Source organism: Desulfobacula phenolica, from assembly GCF_900105645.1.
GTDB lineage: Bacteria > Desulfobacterota > Desulfobacteria > Desulfobacterales > Desulfobacteraceae > Desulfobacula > Desulfobacula toluolica.
In genome coordinates this window covers 264,657-282,479 of the sequence record NZ_FNLL01000002.1, presented here as the reverse complement: position 1 = coordinate 282,479, position 17,823 = coordinate 264,657, and the positions used below count along the sequence as shown (strand labels likewise).

Genomic DNA, 17,823 nt, shown 5'->3' with positions numbered 1-17,823 from the left:
CATTGCTCTTTTTTGATAGAGAATAGTAAATAAAATAATGCGAAAATCGTGATAAATATACTTTGACTATTTAAAAAGGATCCAAGTTGCTTGCAAAAGTAGACTCTTGTTCAGTGGTGGGAATTGACGGATTTATTGTTGAGGTTGAAGTTGATATCTCCTATGGTCTTCCTGTCTTTAACATTGTCGGGTTGCCGGAGGTTTCCGTCAGGGAAAGCAAGGACAGGGTGAAGACGGCCATCAAAAATTCCGGATATGCCTTTCCCATGGACAGGGTGGTGGTCAACCTGGCGCCTGCTGATGTGAAAAAGGACGGAACAGGGTTTGATCTGCCCATTGCCATGGGCATCCTGGCAGCATCCGGAGTTCTTTCACCGGACAAGATCAATGCCTATCTTATTTCAGGTGAACTTTCTCTTGACGGGAAGGTAAAGCCTGTAAAAGCCGTCTTGCCCTATGCTCTGGCGGCAAAAGAAAATGGATATCAGGGCATTATCATCCCCTTTGAAAATGCCCAAGAGGCTGCCATGGTATCTGGAATTGATGTGTTGCCGGTAAAAAGCCTGTCGCAAATTGTTGATTTTTTTTCAGGGGTTGGCAAAATTGAAACGGTTTATATGGACGTGACACCGCAGTCAAGTTTCGGAGATGATGCCTGTGAAATGGATTTTTCCGAGGTAAGCGGTCAATTTCATGCCAAAAGGGCCTTGGAAATAGCCGCTGCCGGTTCTCACAGTGTTTTGATGACGGGGCCGCCGGGATCCGGCAAAAGCATGCTGGCAAAAAGGCTTCCCACTATTTTGCCTGAACTGACATTTGAAGAAGCCATTGAGGTTACACGGATCTATTCTGTCCAGGGATTTATTGCAGATAAAAAACAGTATCTTTTTTCAAGACCCTTTCGATCGCCTCATCATACGATTTCAGAAGCAGGCCTTGTGGGTGGCGGATCAAAGCCTGCTCCCGGAGAAATCAGCCTGGCTCACAATGGGGTGCTGTTTTTAGATGAGCTGCCCGAGTTTAAAAAAAACGTGCTGGAGGTATTAAGACAACCCTTTGAAGATGGAAAGGTTTCCATTGTGCGGGCTGGCAGGAGAGCCGCCTATCCGTCACAATTTATGCTGGTGGCAGCCATGAATCCGTGTCCCTGCGGATATCTGTCCGATCCTATGGGCAAGTGTACCTGCACACAGCCCCAGATTCAAAAATACAGATCAAAAATTTCAGGGCCCCTGCTGGACAGAATTGATATCCAGATTGAAGTGCCAAAAGTTGCATATAAGGATCTTGCCGGCAAAACCAAAGGCGAAGCGTCTTGCCAAATCAGAAAAAGGGTCAATAAAGCCCGGAAGATTCAGGAAACACGATTTAAAAAAACAGGTTTGTTCTGTAATGCCAAAATGCACAGCCGCCACTTGAAAAAGTTTTGTCTCCTGGATGAGGAATGTGAAAAACTTCTTGAACAGGCCGTTGATGTTCTTGGGTTTTCCGTCAGGGCCTGCCATTGTGTTATACGGGTGGCAAGAACCATTGCCGATCTTGACGAAGAACCAAAAATTGAGCGGCACCATCTGAGCGAAGCCATACAATTCAGAAGTTTTGACAGGGGATTTGCACAATAATATTGAAAAAAGCAGGAAGAAGAAACGGTAAATATTATAGAATCAAGCTTTACATTAAGAATCCGCTATTTATAATATCTAAGACTGAGAGCAAGGGGAAATATTTGCAATCTGTTTCCAAAAGATAAAAGATAGTCAAAATAACCATAAGTTAAAAGAATGTTGGATTATGATTAAAAAAGATGTGTTTAATAATGATGTCAAAGCACAGTTCAAAGCTTCGGCAAAAGACAGGATATATCGGTTTATCATGGCTGATCAAACGATCAGGGGTGCAATTGTTCATAACACCCGGATGGTCAATGAAATGAGGGCAAACCATGAACTGGGGCCGCTGGAAACCCTGGTGCTGGGTCAGGCTTATATTGCGGCTACCCTTTTGTGTGCAAGCCTTAAAGATAAAAATGACAGGCTCAGTATTGATATCCAGTGTTCAGGACCCGTGAAAGGTCTGGATGTTGAATCCAATGTGTTTGGAGAAGTCCGGGGGTATCTTAAAACCCGCCAGATTAAGGTAACCCATCCTGAAAACATTAAATATTTATCAACACTTTATGGCGCGGGTTTTCTTACAGTGACAAAATACCTGGAGAATTATCCCACACCCTATTCAGGCAAGGTGGCCCTTGAGCATGGAAGCATTGCTGAAGATCTGGCCAATTATTTTTTGGTGTCTGAACAGATTCCCACCGGGTTTAACTTAAGTGTTTTTTTTGATGACAATCAAGAGGTTAAGGGCGCAGGGGGGATTTTTCTCCAGGCACTTCCGGGTGCAGATGCTTCCCGTGTCATTGAAGCTGAAAAAATGATTCAGGGCATTGATTCTCTGGGAAACTTGTTCTCCAAAGGGCAAACACCTGAAGAGATTATTAACAGGGAATTTTCAAGTCTTGAACCGCAATTTTTAAACAACAGCCGGGTGGAGTTTTTTTGCAGGTGTTCAAAAGACAGGATGGAAGGGTATTTGAAAAGTTTGCCGGATAAGGAGAAAAAAGATATCATGAAAAACGGCCCCTTTCCTTTAGAGCTTTGCTGTCATCATTGTAATTCCGTGTATCATTTCAGTGAAAAAGATCTTAAGGTGTTAGGCAGATAAGGTGCTATGAGGCTTGCGGTTATTTCAGACGTTCACAGCAATCTGGATGCATTCCAGGCTGTGCTGGCGGATATCTCAACACAAGCCATTGATGATATTATTTCACTGGGGGATAATATCGGATACGGGGCACAGCCTGAAGAAGTCATTGCCGGCTTAAAAAGGCATGACATATCATCTGTTCTTGGAAATCACGAACTGGCATTGCTGGATAAAGATTATTTGGCGACCTTTAACCCCTATGCAAGAAAAGCTCTGGTCATCAACCAAAAGAAATTATCCGATCCTGCAAAATATTATGTTTCAACTCTGAAATCTTGTCTTGTCCGTTATGGGTGTAGGTTTGTCCATGGTGTGCCGCCGGACAACATTGCCCGCTATGTTTTTCATGAATCTGATCAACGATTGATTCAGATCATGGAACTAATTAAACAGAGAATTGCATTTGTCGGCCACACTCATCAATTGAGAATTTATGAACTTGATCGGGGAAATCTTAAAAAGAAAAGTTTTATGAAATCAACCGTTACTCTTGAAAAAAACAGACGGTATATTATAAATAGCGGAAGCGTGGGGCAGCCACGAGATGGTTATAATGAAGCCAAATATGTGGTATGGGACTCCGTCCGGCAGAGTGTAACGTCAAGATTTGTGCCTTATGATTATCACGCTGCTGCAAAAAAAATTAAAAAGGCCGGCATACCAGGACTATATGCGGATCAGCTTGAGAAATCGGAACTTTGACAATAGCCTTCAACATAGAATGAAAGGTGTTAATAATGTGTAATCATTGTAGCGATCATAGTCATACTCACCAAACGTATCCTGAAATTGTTCAGATTATGCCGGTGCAAACAAAACTGTATGCTGTTTACAAAACAATCAAGCCCCTTGAATTTTCAGTTCAAACAGGGAAGGCAAATATCTGTCTTGTCCCTGTGCTGTTTATGGCTCTGATAAGGCAAGGGGAAAAAACCATGGTTGAGGGTTTTTTTGCTTTTGCCTCCATTAGCTCCTGCGAAGATGTTGAAGGGTTCAAAGGATATGCCTCATCCCTTGAGGACGCGGAAAAATTATATGCATAATAATTGTAAACAGCTTTTAAATTAAGGAGAACAGATGCACAAATTATTGAATGACAGCCCGGGTGAAAAAATCATGCTCCTGGGGAATGAAGCCATCGCAAGAGGTGCTGTTGAGGCAGGTGTGGCATTTGCCACAACTTATCCGGGCACCCCTTCTTCTGAAATTTCTTTGAATCTTTTTCAGATGTCTCAGGAATCAGACCTCTATTTTGAATACAGCACCAATGAAAAAGTCGCCCTGGAAGTGGCGGCTGCTGCTGCCAACTCAGGACTTCGCACCTTTTGCATGATGAAACATGTGGGATTGAATGTTGCGGCTGATCCTCTGATGACTCTGGCCTATGTCGGAGTGACTGGCGGCATGGTGATCCTGACAGCTGATGATCCGTCCATGTTTTCAAGCCAGAATGAGCAGGACAACCGTTATTATGCAAAATTCGGCAATCTGCCCATGCTTGAACCCTCATCCGTACCTGAAGCAAAAGAGATGATCAAGTATGCATTTGAACTTTCAGAGGAACTCAATCAGCCGGTCCTGTTAAGAACCACTACCAGAATTAACCATTCCAATGCCTATGTGACCTTTGGTGATATAAAACCAATGCAAACCAAAGGCAGATTTGAAAAAGATCCGGGCAGATGCGTTACGGTTCCGGTGGTCTCAAGGCAACTTCATGTCAAAGTGCTTGAGAAGATGAACCGAGCAAAAGGCATTGCTGAAACCTCCGAGTTTAACTTGATTGAAGGATCTGGAAAATTTGGTATTATTGCCAATGGTGTCAGCTATCACTATGCTCAGGATGCTGTAAAAGATCTTAGCATTGAAAACGATGCGAAAATTTTACGCCTGGGACTTTCCAACCCCATGCCGGAACAACAGATCAAAGATTTTCTGGCAGATTGCGAAAAAGTTCTTGTCATTGAAGAAGGCGAACCGTTCATGGAGGAAGCTGTAAAAGCCTTTGCCCAGGAGGCCGGGATAATCATACCCATTAGAGGTAAATCAGAAGCATTGTTTTCACGCCTCTATGAATATGATCCTGCCATGGTCAGAAAAAATATGGCTGATTACTTTGGTATTGAGTACACACCAACAGAAAAACTATCTGTCGACAATGTTCCTGAAATTCCCATGCGTCCGCCAAATCTTTGCTCCGGGTGTTCACACAGGGCAACATTTTATGAGATTCAGCAGGCAGCCAAAGATATGGATATCATCTGCCCCAATGACATCGGCTGTTATACTCTGGGATTTATGCCGCCTTTAAGTACGGGTGACTTTGTTATCTGCATGGGTTCTTCGGTCAGTTCTTCCTGCGGATTCAGCCAGGCCACGGATCAGAAAGTGGTCTCGGTTATCGGCGATTCCACCTTTTTTCATTCAGGCATGACAGGACTTGTCAATGCCGTATTCAACAACCACAATTTCACCCTGGTCATCCTTGAAAATGACATCACGGCCATGACAGGACACCAGCCCCATCCTGGTGTTGACATGGAAAGGTTCGGCCTGAGCGGATTCGGCCGGGTGAATATCGAAAAAGTGGTCAGGGCCTTTGGTGTGGAACATGTTTCCATCATCAAACCGTTCAAGGTGAAAAAGAGCATCGAAACCATCAAGGAAGCCCTGGCATACAAAGGTGTTTCCGTTATTATATCCCAGGAACCTTGTGCTTTATATGCAAAAAGCTTGAAATTGCTCAAGCCCAGAGCATTCAAGGTTTCCGACAAGTGTGTGGATCACAAGGATTGCATCAATACCATTGCCTGTCCATCCTTTTATCTTGAAGACGACAAGGTGAAGATTGATGCAGATACCTGTGTAGGGTGTGCAGTTTGTGCCCAGATATGCCCTGAAAATGCGATCACGCCTTTAAAAAAATAACCTTTAAAAAGAGGATCATATAAACAATGGAGACAACCAGATTAATCATCGTAGCTGTGGGCGGCCAGGGCAATCTTCTGGCATCCAAGGTGTTGGGTGAGGCGGCACTGATTTCAGGCGTGCCGGTCAGAATGAGCGAAATACACGGAATGGCCCAGCGGGGTGGTGTTGTTGAATCAGCCATCGTTTTTGGAGATGCAACCAGTTCAATTATTTCAGACGGTGAGGCAGATATCCTGATGGGATTTGAACCTGCTGAAACATTGAGAGCCTTAAACCGGTGCAGCAAGAACACAAAAGTGATCACCAATACAGCAACCCTGCCGCCTTTTACCGTGGCTATCGGCAAGGGGGTTTACCCGGATGTTGAAAATGTGAAAAACCTGCTCAAAGAAAAATGTGCAAGCCTTGTTGCCATTGATGCAATGAAACTTGCCAAGGAAGCCGGAAGCCCCATGAGTGTCAATATTGTTCTTTTGGGTGCCCTGGTCCAGTCAGGCGGACTTGGGTTTACAAAGGAAAATGTGATAGAGGCCATTAAAAGAAGGACAAAAAAAGCGTTTTTAGACATGAACCTTAAAGCTTTTGAAATGGGATATGAGGCGGCAAAAGGCGAATGACACAGAAAACAAAAAAAATTCAAGCGATTAACGGCCCTAATTTGAATATGCTGGGAAAAAGGGAGCCTGAAATATACGGTTCCCTTACCCTTGATGAAATCAATAAGGATCTTGCCCAAAAGGCGTTAAAATTGGGGGTGGATATTGTGTTTTTTCAGTCCAACCATGAAGGGGCAATTGTTGATAAAATTCATGAAATGTTTGAAGACAATATTGACGGCATCATGATCAATCCGGGGGCATTTACCCACACAAGTGTTGCATTGAGAGATGCCATGCTTTTAATGTCCTGCCCGGTCATTGAGATCCATTTGTCCAATATTCATAAAAGAGAAGCCTTCCGCCACAAATCATTGCTGGCGGATATTGTCACCGGACAGATCACCGGATGCGGTCCTTATGGATATACAATGGCATTAAATGCCCTGGTAAATATGATCAATGAATCCTGATCTTCTCATTTTATGTGCCACTCAAGTTGAGATGTCTCATTTTTTAACCCTGTGGCCGGGTGAGTCTAAGCAAGTGACCAGAACAGGTCTTACAATATTGTCCGGTAAGGTTCATGAAAAAACATATGACCTTGTACTGACGGGTGCAGGTGTTTTCAATGCCGCCCATGCGCTTACAGCTTATCTTGAACACGCATCTCCCGTATTAATTTTACAGACAGGTATTGCAGGCGTTTTTCAACAAACCGGTTTGAATATAGGTGATGTTGCCATTGCCACCCAGGAGCATTATATCCATACAGGTGTTCAAACAGATGCTTTTAAAAATGCTCCCCTGCCTTTTGATGTGCTAAAAGACGAGCCTTTAAGCCGGCAGGGGATTTATCCTTTTGACCCGGACATGGTCGATCAAACCCATGACAGGCTGTGCCGGGTTTTTTCAATCACAGGGACCCGGATCGTAAAAGGTTTGTTTATAACTGTTTCAACCATTACATCTTCCCTGAATCGTGCAAATCAGCTCTATTGCACTTTTTCTTCAGTGATGGAAGCCATGGAAGGCGCAGCCTGTAATCACATTGCGGCACTCTATGGCATTCCCATTATTGAAGTCAGGGCAGCATCCAATTTTGTGGGTGAAAGAGACAAGGAAAAATGGGATATTGATTTGGCGGCAAAGCAATTGGGCGTGGTTTGCACTTGTGTTTCCCATTTGATTTGATTGTGAAAGAATGAATTTTATTGATTCACATTGCCATTTGCATGATTCACGGATACTTTTTGATATCCCGCATATATTGGATCGCGCAGACAAAGCAAAAGTCAGGTACATGGTGTCCTGTGCCACCAGTGAAGATAATTTTGAGTTCACGGCAATATTGTCAGGGCAGTATCGTTCGGTTCTGCCCTGTTTCGGGATTCATCCCTGGTTTGTGAAAGCCCGATCCAAACAATGGAAAGAACGGCTGGAACAGTATCTTTTGGCTTATCTGTCCGGTATTGGCGAGACAGGGCTTGATTTTACCGATAAAACGGTTGACCGGGATGAACAGATCAAGGTGTTTGAACACCACCTGGCACTGGCAAGGGAGCTGGAACGTCCCATTACCATCCATATCAGGAAAGCCTGGGATGATTTTATCCATATTCTTAAAAAACATGGAAAACTAAAGGTTCCGGGATTAATTCACTCTTATTCGGGTTCGGCAGACATGATTCCTTTTTTTGAAACCCATGGCCTGTTCATCTCTTTTTCAGGTTCGGTGACAAATCCCGGGGCCAAAAAGGTTGTGGCTGCATTGAAACGGGTATCCAAAAATCGCTTTGTGATAGAAACGGATTCACCGGATATTTATCCGTATCTGTCTGAACCAACTGTTTCAAGACTCAATGAACCTAAAAATCTACCGGCTATCGCACAATTGGCATCCAACAGAATCGGCATGGAATTTGAAGATTTTTCACGGCATGCCTATGAGAACAGTTTGAATTTATTTCATTCAATATTCAAATGAAACTCTTTGCAAATCAAATGTTTGACATTCATTTCTTGTTGTACACAACCCCTTGGGTGAAATGACCGGTCTGCCATTGCAGTTACAGGGAAAAAAAGACAAATAATAAAAGGACACATAATGGATCAGTTTGCTCGAACCCGACAGCTTCTCGGGGCATTGGCAATGGAAAAGATACAACAGTCAACCGTGGCGGTTTTCGGCCTGGGGGCAGTGGGGTCGTTTGCAACCGAAGCCCTTGCCCGTGCAGGGGTTGGAAATTTGCATCTCATTGATTTTGACAGGGTGGATGCAACAAATATCAACCGTCAGCTGTTTGCATTGCATTCCACTATTGGCAGACAAAAAGCCGTCATTGCCGGTGAACGGGTAAAAGATATTAATCCGCATTGCCGTGTTCAGATCCACAGTTCATTTGTCAATGCCCAAAGCCTTGAGGATCTGTTATTCAAAGATATTGATGTTGTGGTGGATGCCATAGACGGTCTTAATTCAAAGATAAACCTGCTGGTCGAAGCAAGACAGATGGATCTTGCCGCGGTTTCCAGCATGGGGGCCGGAGGAAGAACCGATGTCTCCATGATAAAAACCGGAGATATCAGTGAAACCTGTGTCTGTCCTTTGGCAAGGGTGGTCAGGCAGCGCCTTCACAGGCGGGGGTTTTATGAAGGGGTAAGAGCGGTTTATTCTATTGAAAAACCTTTGAACAAGCAAGCCTTTCGCCCTGAAGATGCTGTTGATGCACTAAAGGGTCACGGCCGGTCAAGACCCCCCATTGGAACCGTATCCTGGGTTCCCGGGGTTTTCGGTCTCACCATTGCAGGCGAGGTGATCAATCAGATTACCCAACGTTCTTAAGCTCTTCATCTCTGAGAATCCGTCTTAAGACTTTGCCGACATTGGATATGGGAAGCTCATCCCTGAATTCAATGATTTTAGGCCGTTTGTAGCCTGCCATGTGTTGTTTGCAAAAAGCGTTTATTTCTTCCTGGGTGGCAGTTTCATCCTGTTTTAACTTGATAAACGCCTTTACCTTTTCTCCGCTTTTTTCATCGGGTATTCCCACTACAGCCGCAAGCTCAACTTTGGGATGGTTATATAAAATATCTTCCACATCCCGCGGGTATACATTGAAACCGCTGACAATGATCATGTCTTTTTTCCGGTCGGTAATGGCAACATACCCGTTGCTGTCAATATGGCCGATATCTCCTGTAAGAAAATACCGGTTTCCGTCAATATGGACAAAGGATTCAGCATTGGCTTCCGGGTTTTTCCAATAGCCTTTCATTACCTGGGGGCCGCAAATGGCAACTTCACCGTCTTCTCCACGGGGCATCAGGTTTGAGGGATCTTCAATATCAAGTATTTTTATGTCTGTTCCAGGCAGGGGAAATCCAATAGAGCCGATTTTTCGGTTTTGTTTAAACGTCGGGTTTGCACTGACAACAGGTGCGGTTTCCGTTAATCCGTAGCCTTCAAAAATAATGGACCCTGTTTTGTCTTCAAATTGCTTGCACACTTCAGGAGGAAGGGGAGCGCCACCTGAAAAACATCCCATTAATGAGGACAGATCATATTGATTGATGAGGGCATGATTTGTAAAGGCCACAAAGATGGTTGGTACGGCCGGCATGAATGTGGGTCTGTATTTTTGAACCGCTTTGAGAACCTCTGTAAAAGGCGGTTTGCCTGCCCTGGGGTCTGGAATGCAGATCAATTTGGCGGAAAGTTTTACCGACAGCAAAAGGGCCACGGTAATGCCAAAGCAATGATACCAGGGCAAAACCCCAAGAAACGAGTGAAAACCTTTTTGATAAAGGCGTTCGGGTTTTTTACCGTCACCATGGACAAACCTGGCATATTCTAGTATGGCCATGACATCATATGTGAAATTGGTATGGCTTAGTTCCGCACCTTTTGGCACGCCTGTTGTGCCGCCGGTATACAGCATGATCGCTGTATCTTTTTCAGGGTCTATGGATATTGACGGCGGGATGGGTTTGGAGTATGCAATTATGTCATCAAACATCAGGTGGCCGGGGGCTATTTTGCCGGCCCTTGGAATTTTACCCAAAAGCCCGCCTAAAAATGCTTTGAATTTCGGCAGATAGGATTTGATATTGCACACGATAACCGTATCAACATCCGTACCTTCAACGGCTTTTACAGTGTTTGGATAGAAAACGGGATGATCCATGCAGAACACCATTTTGGATTGGGAATCTTTTAACTGGAGATGAAGTTCGGACGCCGTGTAAATCGGATTGCAGCTGACGGCAACCGCACCTGCCTTGAGAATACCGAAAAGAATTTCAGGAAACTGGGGCAGATTGGGAAGAAATATGGCAATTTTATCTCCTTTTTTGATCCCTTTACCTGCCAGAAAAGCTCCAATCCTGTCGGCAGTGTCTTTGACCTGGGCAAAGGTTCTTGACGCACCATTAAACAGGGTAAAGGGTTTGTCGGGATGCTCCCTGGCAGAATCATCCAGGAATTTAAACAAGGGAAACTTGTAATCCGTACACATATGTGCCACGCCTTCCGGCCAAAAAGGGGTTTTCCATACAGGATCAATCATTTTTATGTCTCCTCTTGCTTAAAGTGTGTTGCCGGGGATAAAGTCCGTGTTTGTACCAAATCTTCATACTAACGGCCATGGCAGAGAACTGCCACAACAAAACCTGAAACTCTTTTATATGAAAGAACTTTTAACCTACTGAAATCAAATATCTTTCATTATTTGTTGTGGCACAGTGATCTGCCATGGCCGTTATTACTACAGTATTTTGTACAAGGTTCATATAAAAAAACAGTAAAACAGTATGAATATGATTATACATAACTATATTCAGGATTGAAAATGTTTTTTTTTGATTTGGCATGTCATGAAATCCCAGAGAGTCAACCTTTTAGCACTGCCATGGGCCGAAGTTTTGCCACCTTTTTGGACAAGCCTGCACCGTGGACAATATCCACCACCTGGGAAATATCTTTATATGCATCGGGCATTTCCTCGGCTAAAGTGGATCTGCCGGTCCATTTCACAAGAATTCCAAGGTCTTCCAGTTCTCTTTGGATGGATCTGCCTCTGCTCGCTTTTTTGGCGGCTTTTCGGCTTAAAACACGCCCCGCACCGTGGCAGGTGGAGCCAAAGGTCTCTTGCATGGCCCTTTGGGTGCCGGCCAGCACATAGGAGGCAGTGCCCATATCGCCCGGTATCAGGATGGGCTGGCCCACTTTTCTGTATTCAGGGCAGATGGACGGGTGTCCAGGACCGAATGAACGTGTTGCTCCCTTGCGATGGACGCATACAATTTGTTTTTTTCCATCAATGATGTGGGATTCTTTTTTTGCAATGTTATGGCACAGGTCATATACCAGGTTCATGCGCAGCGTCTTCGGGCTTATGCCCAGGATATCCATCAGGACAAGGCCGGCCTTGTGCATGAGGACCTGGCGGTTTGCCCATGCATAATTTGCCGCACAGGCCATGGCGCTCAGATAGTGACGGCCCGGTTCGGATTGAATCCTGGCGCAGACAAGCTGTCTGTCCGGAAGGTTTGTCCCCAGCTTATTGGCCTGTTTGGTCATCATGGCCAGGTGGTCGTCACAGACCTGGTATCCCAATCCCCTTGAGCCGGTATGGAGCATTAATGTGACCTGGCCTTCAAACAAGCCGTATGCTCTTGCCGCTTCAAGGTCAAAAATTGTTTCTACCACGCCGACTTCAAGAAAATGGTTTCCGGAACCCAGGGTGCCCAATTGTTTTTTTCCCCGTTCCAAGGCCCGCTTGCTTAAAGTTTCCGGGTCCGCATCCGGCATACATCCGCCATCTTCAGTCCGCTCCAGATCTGACGCATGGCCGAAGCCCTGCTGCACAGCCCACAGGCTTCCTTTTTTCAGGACATTTTTTTCTTCTGAATTTGTGAGTTTCAAAGATCCCGTTGATCCGATACCCGAGGGAATCTCCCTGAACAGGGCATTGATAAGATTTCTGAGATGCGGTCGAACGTCCTTTTCTTCAAGATTTGTGCGGGCCAGGCGTACCCCGCAGTTGATGTCATATCCAACTCCGCCGGGTGAAATCACACCGGTTTCCCAGTCAAATGCCGCAACCCCGCCGATGGGGAATCCATAGCCCCAGTGAATGTCCGGCATGGCCATGGAAGCCTTGATAATTCCGGGCAGACTTGCTACATTGCAAACCTGTTTGAAGGTTTCCTCTTTTTTAATGGCATTCAGTCCTGATTCATTGGTATATATGATTCCCGGTACGCGCATGGAACCTGTTCGGGGTAAAAGCCATTGAAAATCATCAATTTTTTTTATCTGCATGAAGGTCTCTTTTCTTTGTTCGGGTTTGATAGCAAAGCCTTAAAGATTGCGCAGCGCAAAGGAGTGTTTAAATATCAAAAATAATCCGGGCATTCCAGTCATGAGATCTTTGGGTGACGGCAATCTGGTGATAGGTGACGGCTTTGATTTCATTTTTAATTTTATCCTTATCCGGATCAAAGGGATACCAGAGAACACAGGCCTTAATTTCATATCCCGTTAAATTTTCTATTGTAACAGCGGTAATCAGCTTTTCTTCGCCATTCCATAAATACAGCATTTCCCGAAGCCAGTTTACCATCAAATCCGGCCAGTCATCCCCTGAAATATCTAAAAAAAGGTTTTGTGTCTCCCTGTTTTTATCTGTATCCGCGATCAGATCAAACATGGCAAGGGCTGCATTGACAAACAGTGTTTTTTTGTTTTCAGCAGTAACTTGAATGCCGAAATCCGCAGTATGATCAATTAATTTGTATTGGATCATTTTTTTGTATTGCACCATCACATATCCACACTGATTTGTTTTATAAAATCCACACTTGTTTTTTGGGGAAGACCTGTTTTCTTTGTGATATTTTAAAACATATTAAACAAAACATTTGATCTGAAATTTTAGATAAGATATCTTCTTGTGTCAAGAACGGTTTGATAATCTTGGACTTTTCATATTTTATCTGTTCATATATAATAATAATTTTAAAGGTTTTTATGTATGAAAGCCTTTAAAAATTCAAACAGCGACTTTTATGTTTTGTTATGGGCAAACCAATGAGAAAGGCCAAGTCTGCCCGTAGTAGTTATAAAAAATGAAGATGTACGCAAAGTAAAATTATTTTTAGGATGGATACTGTTCAATATTATAAATCCAGATGATTTTTCATGTTGATCTTGACAGGAGGCAATGATAAGGGATGGGACATAAAAATTACGAATTTAGAAAAGGAGACAGCGCTCGGATGAAAAAAAAATATCAATACACTTTGATCCTGTCTTTATCAATGGTGTTGTTTCTTGTCTGTATTTCGTTTGCTGAAGATATTTATGTGACAGGGGTTACAAAAATTACAATGCGGACAGGCCCGGGAGTGGAACACAAAATTGTTCAAATGTTAAAATCAGGCACCAAGCTTGAAATTGTTGAATATCAAACAGACTGGTCCCAGGTTAGAACCAGCGCAGGAAAAACCGGTTGGGTTTTGTCAAGATTTTTAACACAGAAAGTACCGGATGCCCTTTTGGTTGAGCAGTTGAAAAACAGCAATCAGGGCCTGATTTTAAAGTTGGAAGCGGTTCAGGCAAAAAACAAAGATCTTACGGTTAAAAATGCGGCATTGATCCAGGTAGAAGAAAAATATAAAAAACTGAAACAGGAATCTGCTGAATTCTTAATGCTTGATGCAAAGTATAAAAAAATGATGCAGCAGTATGAGACACAGAAAAGCCGGATTGAGACTTTGGAGAGTGAGTTGAACAGTGAGCCCAAACTTTGGTTTATCATTGGTCCAAGTGTTTTTATTGTGGGTCTGTTTTTTGGTTTAGGTACTCGTAAAAAGAAAAGAAGTAGCCTGTTATGATTAAAAAAACTGATTTTTTGGTTATCGGAAGCGGGATTGCCGGCTTAAGTTATGCCTTGAAAGTGGCTGAATTCGGCAAAGTCACCATCATTACAAAAAAAAAGATCCAGAAAACCAATACGGCTCTGGCTCAGGGAGGAATAGCCGCAGTATTCAGCTCCATTGATTCCTTTGACCTTCATATTCAAGACACCCTTGGTGCAGGTGACGGGCTTTGCAACAAAGATGTGGTCAAAATGGTGGTGGAAAACGGGCCAGACAGAATAAAAGAGCTTGTCAGGCAAGGTGCCCATTTTAATAAGGACGGTGAAGGCGAGTATGATTTTGCACTGGGCAAAGAAGGGGGGCATTCTGTTAAAAGAATTGTTTATGCCCATGATCTGACCGGTAAAGAGATTGAAGACACTTTGGTGAAAAATGTCGAGGAAAATGAGAATATAACGATTTTAGAGGATCACATTGCCGTCAACTTGATCACGTTTTCCAGCAGTATTCGAAGCGGCCTTGTTGTCACCCAGCATGAAAATATCTGCTGCGGGGCATATGTACTGGACAATAAAACCGGTAAAATTGAAACCTTTTATGCCGGGGTTACCCTTCTTTCAACCGGGGGAGCAGGCAAAGTTTATCTGTATACATCCAATCCTGACATTGCAACCGGTGACGGAATTGCCATGGCCTACCGGGCCGGGGCATCGGTGGCAAATCTTGAGTTCGTACAATTCCATCCTACATGTCTGTATCATCCGGAAGCAAAAAATTTTCTTATTTCAGAAGCCGTCAGAGGTGAGGGCGCTGTTTTGATTGATTCCAAAGGCCGGCGGTTTATGGAAAAATATGCCCCTGAAAAAGAGCTTGCATGCAGGGATGTTGTGGCAAGGGCCATTGACAGTGAGTTGAAAAAGACCGGAGCGGATGCTGTTTTTCTGGATATCACCCATAAAGATCCTGAATTTATCAAAAAAAGATTCCCCAATATTTACGCCAAATGTCTTGAGTACGGGATTGACATGACAAAAGATCCCATACCTGTTGTTCCTGCTGCCCATTACATGTGCGGCGGAGTGGCCACCGACCTGAACGGTAAGACAGATGTTCAAAGGCTGTACGCAGTGGGGGAAACCGCCTGCACCGGACTTCACGGTGCCAACCGGCTTGCCTCAAATTCCCTGCTGGAAGCATTGGTTTATTCTCACAGGGCCTATCAATCCTCAGTTGAAGAATTTGAGTCCATTGACAACAAAATAACCGCTTCCCTTGATCCGTGGGATGAAACTGATGCAGCAGACAGTGACGAGGCTATTGTTTTATCTCACAACTGGGATGAAATCCGGCGGCTGATGTGGAATTATGTCGGCATTGTGAGGTCTGACAAACGTCTGCAGCGGGCGTTAAGAAGAATCCAAAATATTAATGAAGAAATCAATGAATATTATTGGGATTTTAAGGTGACCTCTGATTTGATTGAAATTCGAAACCTTGCCACGGTGGCTGAATTGATCATTAAATCCGCATTAATGAGAAAGGAAAGCCGGGGACTGCATTATAATATTGAATACCCTGAAAAAGATGATTTAAACGGGTTGCAGCATACTATTCTTAAAAAAACTTTTTAAGACGGCAAATGATATATCAAGGTTTTTGACCCGGCAAATCAGTGCAGCTGTAAAAATTATAACTTTTTCCTTAAAATATAGCCGGACACTATGACAGTGTCCGGCTATATTAAGGCTTGATACCGACAAACAAGGTTACAATTCCAAAGGTCATTTGTTTGAACCGGATGTTTTTAAACCCTGCTGTTTTCAAGATTTTTGAAAATTCAACCGGGGAGGGGAACTTTAATACAGATTCCGGCAGGTAGGTATAGGCTTGCCGGTCTTTTGAAAAAAATGAACCGATAACGGGCAAAAGTTTTTGAAAATACCGAAGGTATAGCGAACTCAAAATTCCTTTTTTCGGGGGGGTCAGTTCCAGAACAGCCAGCCGTCCGCCGCTTTTTAAAACATTGAAAAATTCGTTTATGGCCTTTTGCCGGTCCATGATATTCCGAATGCCAAAAGCTATAAATATGGCATCAAACATATTATGTTGAAACGGAAGACAAAGGGCATCAGCATTTAAAAGAGCAATGTTTTTTTTGTTTTGCTTTATCAGTTTTTGTTTGCCGAGCCTTAACATGCCAAAAGAAAAATCAAGTCCGAAAACTTGAACCTGTTCTTTTAGCTGGGAACTGATTTCCAAAGCCACGTCACAGGTTCCGCAGGCAACATCCAGAATCCTGCCGTCTTTTTTGACAGCTGCAGCCTTTACCATCTGGGTTCTCCAGACCGTGTCCTGGCGCAGACTTAGAAGGCGGTTTAAAAAATCGTATTTTGGTGCAATACTGTCAAACATGTCTTTTACAAACTCAAGTTCTTTATTCATCGTTGACAACCTGGATTTTCGGGTTATTTTATATTGTTTGTCAAGGCAGGTGGAAAAAGTATCATACTAAAGCAAAGATTACAATAGAACGGTTGGGAACCATATGACAGAGAAATGTGATTATTATGAATTACTTGGCGTTGCCAGGGATGTTTCAAAGCAGGAATTGAAAAAAGCGTATCGGAAACTTGCAATTAAGTATCATCCTGATAAAAATCCGGACAATAAAGAAGCCGAAGATAAATTCAAAGAAGCATCTGAAGCCTATGAAGTGTTAAGTGATGATAACAAGCGTCAGATTTATGATCAATTTGGTCACAGGGGACTTGAAGGTGCCGGTCATTCCGGTCCAAGCGGGTTTGAGGATATTTTTTCCAGCTTTGGTGATATCTTTGAAGACTTTTTTGGATTTGGTTCGGGAGGAGGTCGTGGCAACAGGGTGCAGAGAGGCTCTGATTTAAGATATAACATGACCATTGATTTTATGGAGGCTGCCTTTGGTACTGAAAAGACCATTTCCATTCCAAGACTGGATACCTGTAAAGAGTGCCATGGATCAGGATGTGAAGAAGGTTCACGCCCGGAGACCTGTTCTAAGTGTCATGGATCAGGACAGTTTATTCAGAGCCAGGGCTTTTTCAAGGTGAAAACCACCTGTCCGTATTGCAAGGGCAGGGGAACCATTATTGCAAATCCATGCAGCACATGCAGAGGAGCCGGCAGGGTTGAGAAAACACGTAAGGTCCAGGTGAAGATTCCGGCAGGAGTGGACGTTGGATCAAAGCTTCGACTGTCCGGTGAAGGAGAGGCATCACCTTCTCCCGAAGGAACTTCAGGAGATCTTTATGTGGTGATCAATGTCAAGCCCCATAAGTTTTTTCAACGGGATAATGTCGATATTATCTGTGCCATTGATATTTCATTTATTCAGGCCGCTCTTGGAGATGAAATCAAGATTCCAACCCTTGTGGGTGAGGAAAAATTCAAAATTCCAAAAGGCACTCAGTATGGGGATGTTTTCCGGTTGAAAGGGGAAGGTATTGCCTCGTTAAGAACCGGTAGAAGAGGTGATCAGATTATTAAAGTTATTATTAAAACACCCACAAAGCTGAATAATAAACAGATTGAATTGTTGAAAAAATTTGACAAGCTTGATTCAAATAAAATATCCAACAAGCTGAAAAATCTTTTTAAGAACCTTTGAGCCGCT

General features: G+C 43.6%; 17 protein-coding genes. 13 read left to right on the top strand and 4 right to left on the bottom strand.

Annotated features, from left to right (window positions below; all coding sequences use genetic code 11):
• The first annotated feature begins 86 nt into the window (after window positions 1-86).
• The 10 genes from BLT94_RS03710 to BLT94_RS03665 all read left to right on the top strand — a co-directional run bounded on the left by BLT94_RS03710 (window position 87) and on the right by BLT94_RS03665 (window position 9,132).
• The gene (locus BLT94_RS03710; protein WP_092230533.1) at window positions 87-1,622 is read left to right on the top strand and encodes a YifB family Mg chelatase-like AAA ATPase; all 1,536 of its coding nucleotides are present in this window, start codon (window positions 87-89) and stop codon (window positions 1,620-1,622) included.
• Window positions 1,623-1,791: 169 nt separating this feature from the next.
• Window positions 1,792-2,718, top strand: coding sequence for an Hsp33 family molecular chaperone HslO (locus tag BLT94_RS03705; RefSeq protein ID WP_092230530.1), 927 nt, complete (start codon window positions 1,792-1,794; stop codon window positions 2,716-2,718).
• 6 nt (window positions 2,719-2,724) lie between these two features.
• Window positions 2,725-3,462, top strand: coding sequence for a metallophosphoesterase family protein (locus BLT94_RS03700; RefSeq protein ID WP_092230527.1), 738 nt, complete (start codon window positions 2,725-2,727; stop codon window positions 3,460-3,462).
• Window positions 3,463-3,497: 35 nt separating this feature from the next.
• Complete coding sequence (locus tag BLT94_RS03695) at window positions 3,498-3,803, top strand: hypothetical protein (protein ID WP_014959060.1); 306 nt, start codon at window positions 3,498-3,500, stop codon at window positions 3,801-3,803.
• A gap of 34 nt (window positions 3,804-3,837) precedes the next feature.
• A complete protein-coding gene (gene iorA / locus BLT94_RS03690; protein ID WP_092230524.1) occupies window positions 3,838-5,688 on the top strand; it encodes an indolepyruvate ferredoxin oxidoreductase subunit alpha in 1,851 nt (616 codons plus the stop codon).
• A gap of 26 nt (window positions 5,689-5,714) precedes the next feature.
• Window positions 5,715-6,308, top strand: a complete 594-nt coding sequence (locus tag BLT94_RS03685; protein ID WP_092230521.1) for an indolepyruvate oxidoreductase subunit beta — start codon at window positions 5,715-5,717, stop codon at window positions 6,306-6,308.
• Window positions 6,305-6,760 carry a type II 3-dehydroquinate dehydratase gene (aroQ, locus tag BLT94_RS03680; protein ID WP_092230519.1) on the top strand — a complete coding sequence of 152 codons (456 nt, stop codon included), beginning with the start codon at window positions 6,305-6,307 and terminating at the stop codon, window positions 6,758-6,760. The genes BLT94_RS03685 and aroQ overlap by 4 nt, the downstream gene beginning before the upstream one ends.
• The gene (gene mqnB, locus BLT94_RS03675; protein ID WP_092230516.1) at window positions 6,750-7,481 is read left to right on the top strand and encodes a futalosine hydrolase; all 732 of its coding nucleotides are present in this window, start codon (window positions 6,750-6,752) and stop codon (window positions 7,479-7,481) included. The genes aroQ and mqnB overlap by 11 nt, the downstream gene beginning before the upstream one ends.
• Window positions 7,482-7,491: 10 nt before the next feature.
• Window positions 7,492-8,274: a TatD family hydrolase gene (locus tag BLT94_RS03670; RefSeq protein WP_092230510.1), complete on the top strand. Its 783-nt coding sequence runs from the start codon at window positions 7,492-7,494 to the stop codon at window positions 8,272-8,274.
• Window positions 8,275-8,394: 120 nt separating this feature from the next.
• Window positions 8,395-9,132, top strand: coding sequence for a tRNA threonylcarbamoyladenosine dehydratase (locus BLT94_RS03665; RefSeq protein WP_092230508.1), 738 nt, complete (start codon window positions 8,395-8,397; stop codon window positions 9,130-9,132).
• On the opposite strand, the gene BLT94_RS03660 is transcribed toward BLT94_RS03665, so the two are convergent.
• The 3 genes from BLT94_RS03660 to BLT94_RS03650 all read right to left on the bottom strand — a co-directional run bounded on the left by BLT94_RS03660 (window position 9,116) and on the right by BLT94_RS03650 (window position 13,114).
• A complete protein-coding gene (locus tag BLT94_RS03660; protein WP_092230506.1) occupies window positions 9,116-10,855 on the bottom strand; it encodes a long-chain-fatty-acid--CoA ligase in 1,740 nt (579 codons plus the stop codon). The two genes, BLT94_RS03665 and BLT94_RS03660, sit on opposite strands and share 17 nt — an antisense overlap.
• 323 nt (window positions 10,856-11,178) lie before the next feature.
• Window positions 11,179-12,612 (bottom strand): RtcB family protein, encoded by a 1,434-nt coding sequence (locus BLT94_RS03655; protein WP_092230504.1) that lies wholly within the window; start codon window positions 12,610-12,612, stop codon window positions 11,179-11,181.
• Between the two features lie 67 nt (window positions 12,613-12,679).
• Entirely contained in the window at window positions 12,680-13,114 is a 435-nt protein-coding gene (locus BLT94_RS03650) for an archease (RefSeq protein WP_092230501.1), read from the bottom strand.
• A 454-nt stretch (window positions 13,115-13,568) separates the two neighbouring features.
• On the opposite strand from BLT94_RS03650, the gene BLT94_RS03645 reads away from it, so the two are divergent.
• Both BLT94_RS03645 and nadB read left to right on the top strand, forming a co-directional pair.
• Window positions 13,569-14,186: a TIGR04211 family SH3 domain-containing protein gene (locus BLT94_RS03645; RefSeq protein WP_092230498.1), complete on the top strand. Its 618-nt coding sequence runs from the start codon at window positions 13,569-13,571 to the stop codon at window positions 14,184-14,186.
• The gene (gene nadB / locus BLT94_RS03640; protein WP_092230495.1) at window positions 14,183-15,802 is read left to right on the top strand and encodes an L-aspartate oxidase; all 1,620 of its coding nucleotides are present in this window, start codon (window positions 14,183-14,185) and stop codon (window positions 15,800-15,802) included. Before BLT94_RS03645 ends, nadB begins: the two co-directional genes overlap by 4 nt.
• 109 nt (window positions 15,803-15,911) lie before the next feature.
• On the opposite strand, the gene ubiE is transcribed toward nadB, so the two are convergent.
• Window positions 15,912-16,613, bottom strand: a complete 702-nt coding sequence (ubiE, locus tag BLT94_RS03635; RefSeq protein ID WP_092230492.1) for a bifunctional demethylmenaquinone methyltransferase/2-methoxy-6-polyprenyl-1,4-benzoquinol methylase UbiE — start codon at window positions 16,611-16,613, stop codon at window positions 15,912-15,914.
• A gap of 103 nt (window positions 16,614-16,716) precedes the next feature.
• Here ubiE and dnaJ point away from each other — a divergent pair, with 103 nt between their 5' ends.
• Window positions 16,717-17,817, top strand: coding sequence for a molecular chaperone DnaJ (gene dnaJ / locus BLT94_RS03630; RefSeq protein ID WP_092230489.1), 1,101 nt, complete (start codon window positions 16,717-16,719; stop codon window positions 17,815-17,817).
• Window positions 17,818-17,823: the final 6 nt, after the last annotated feature.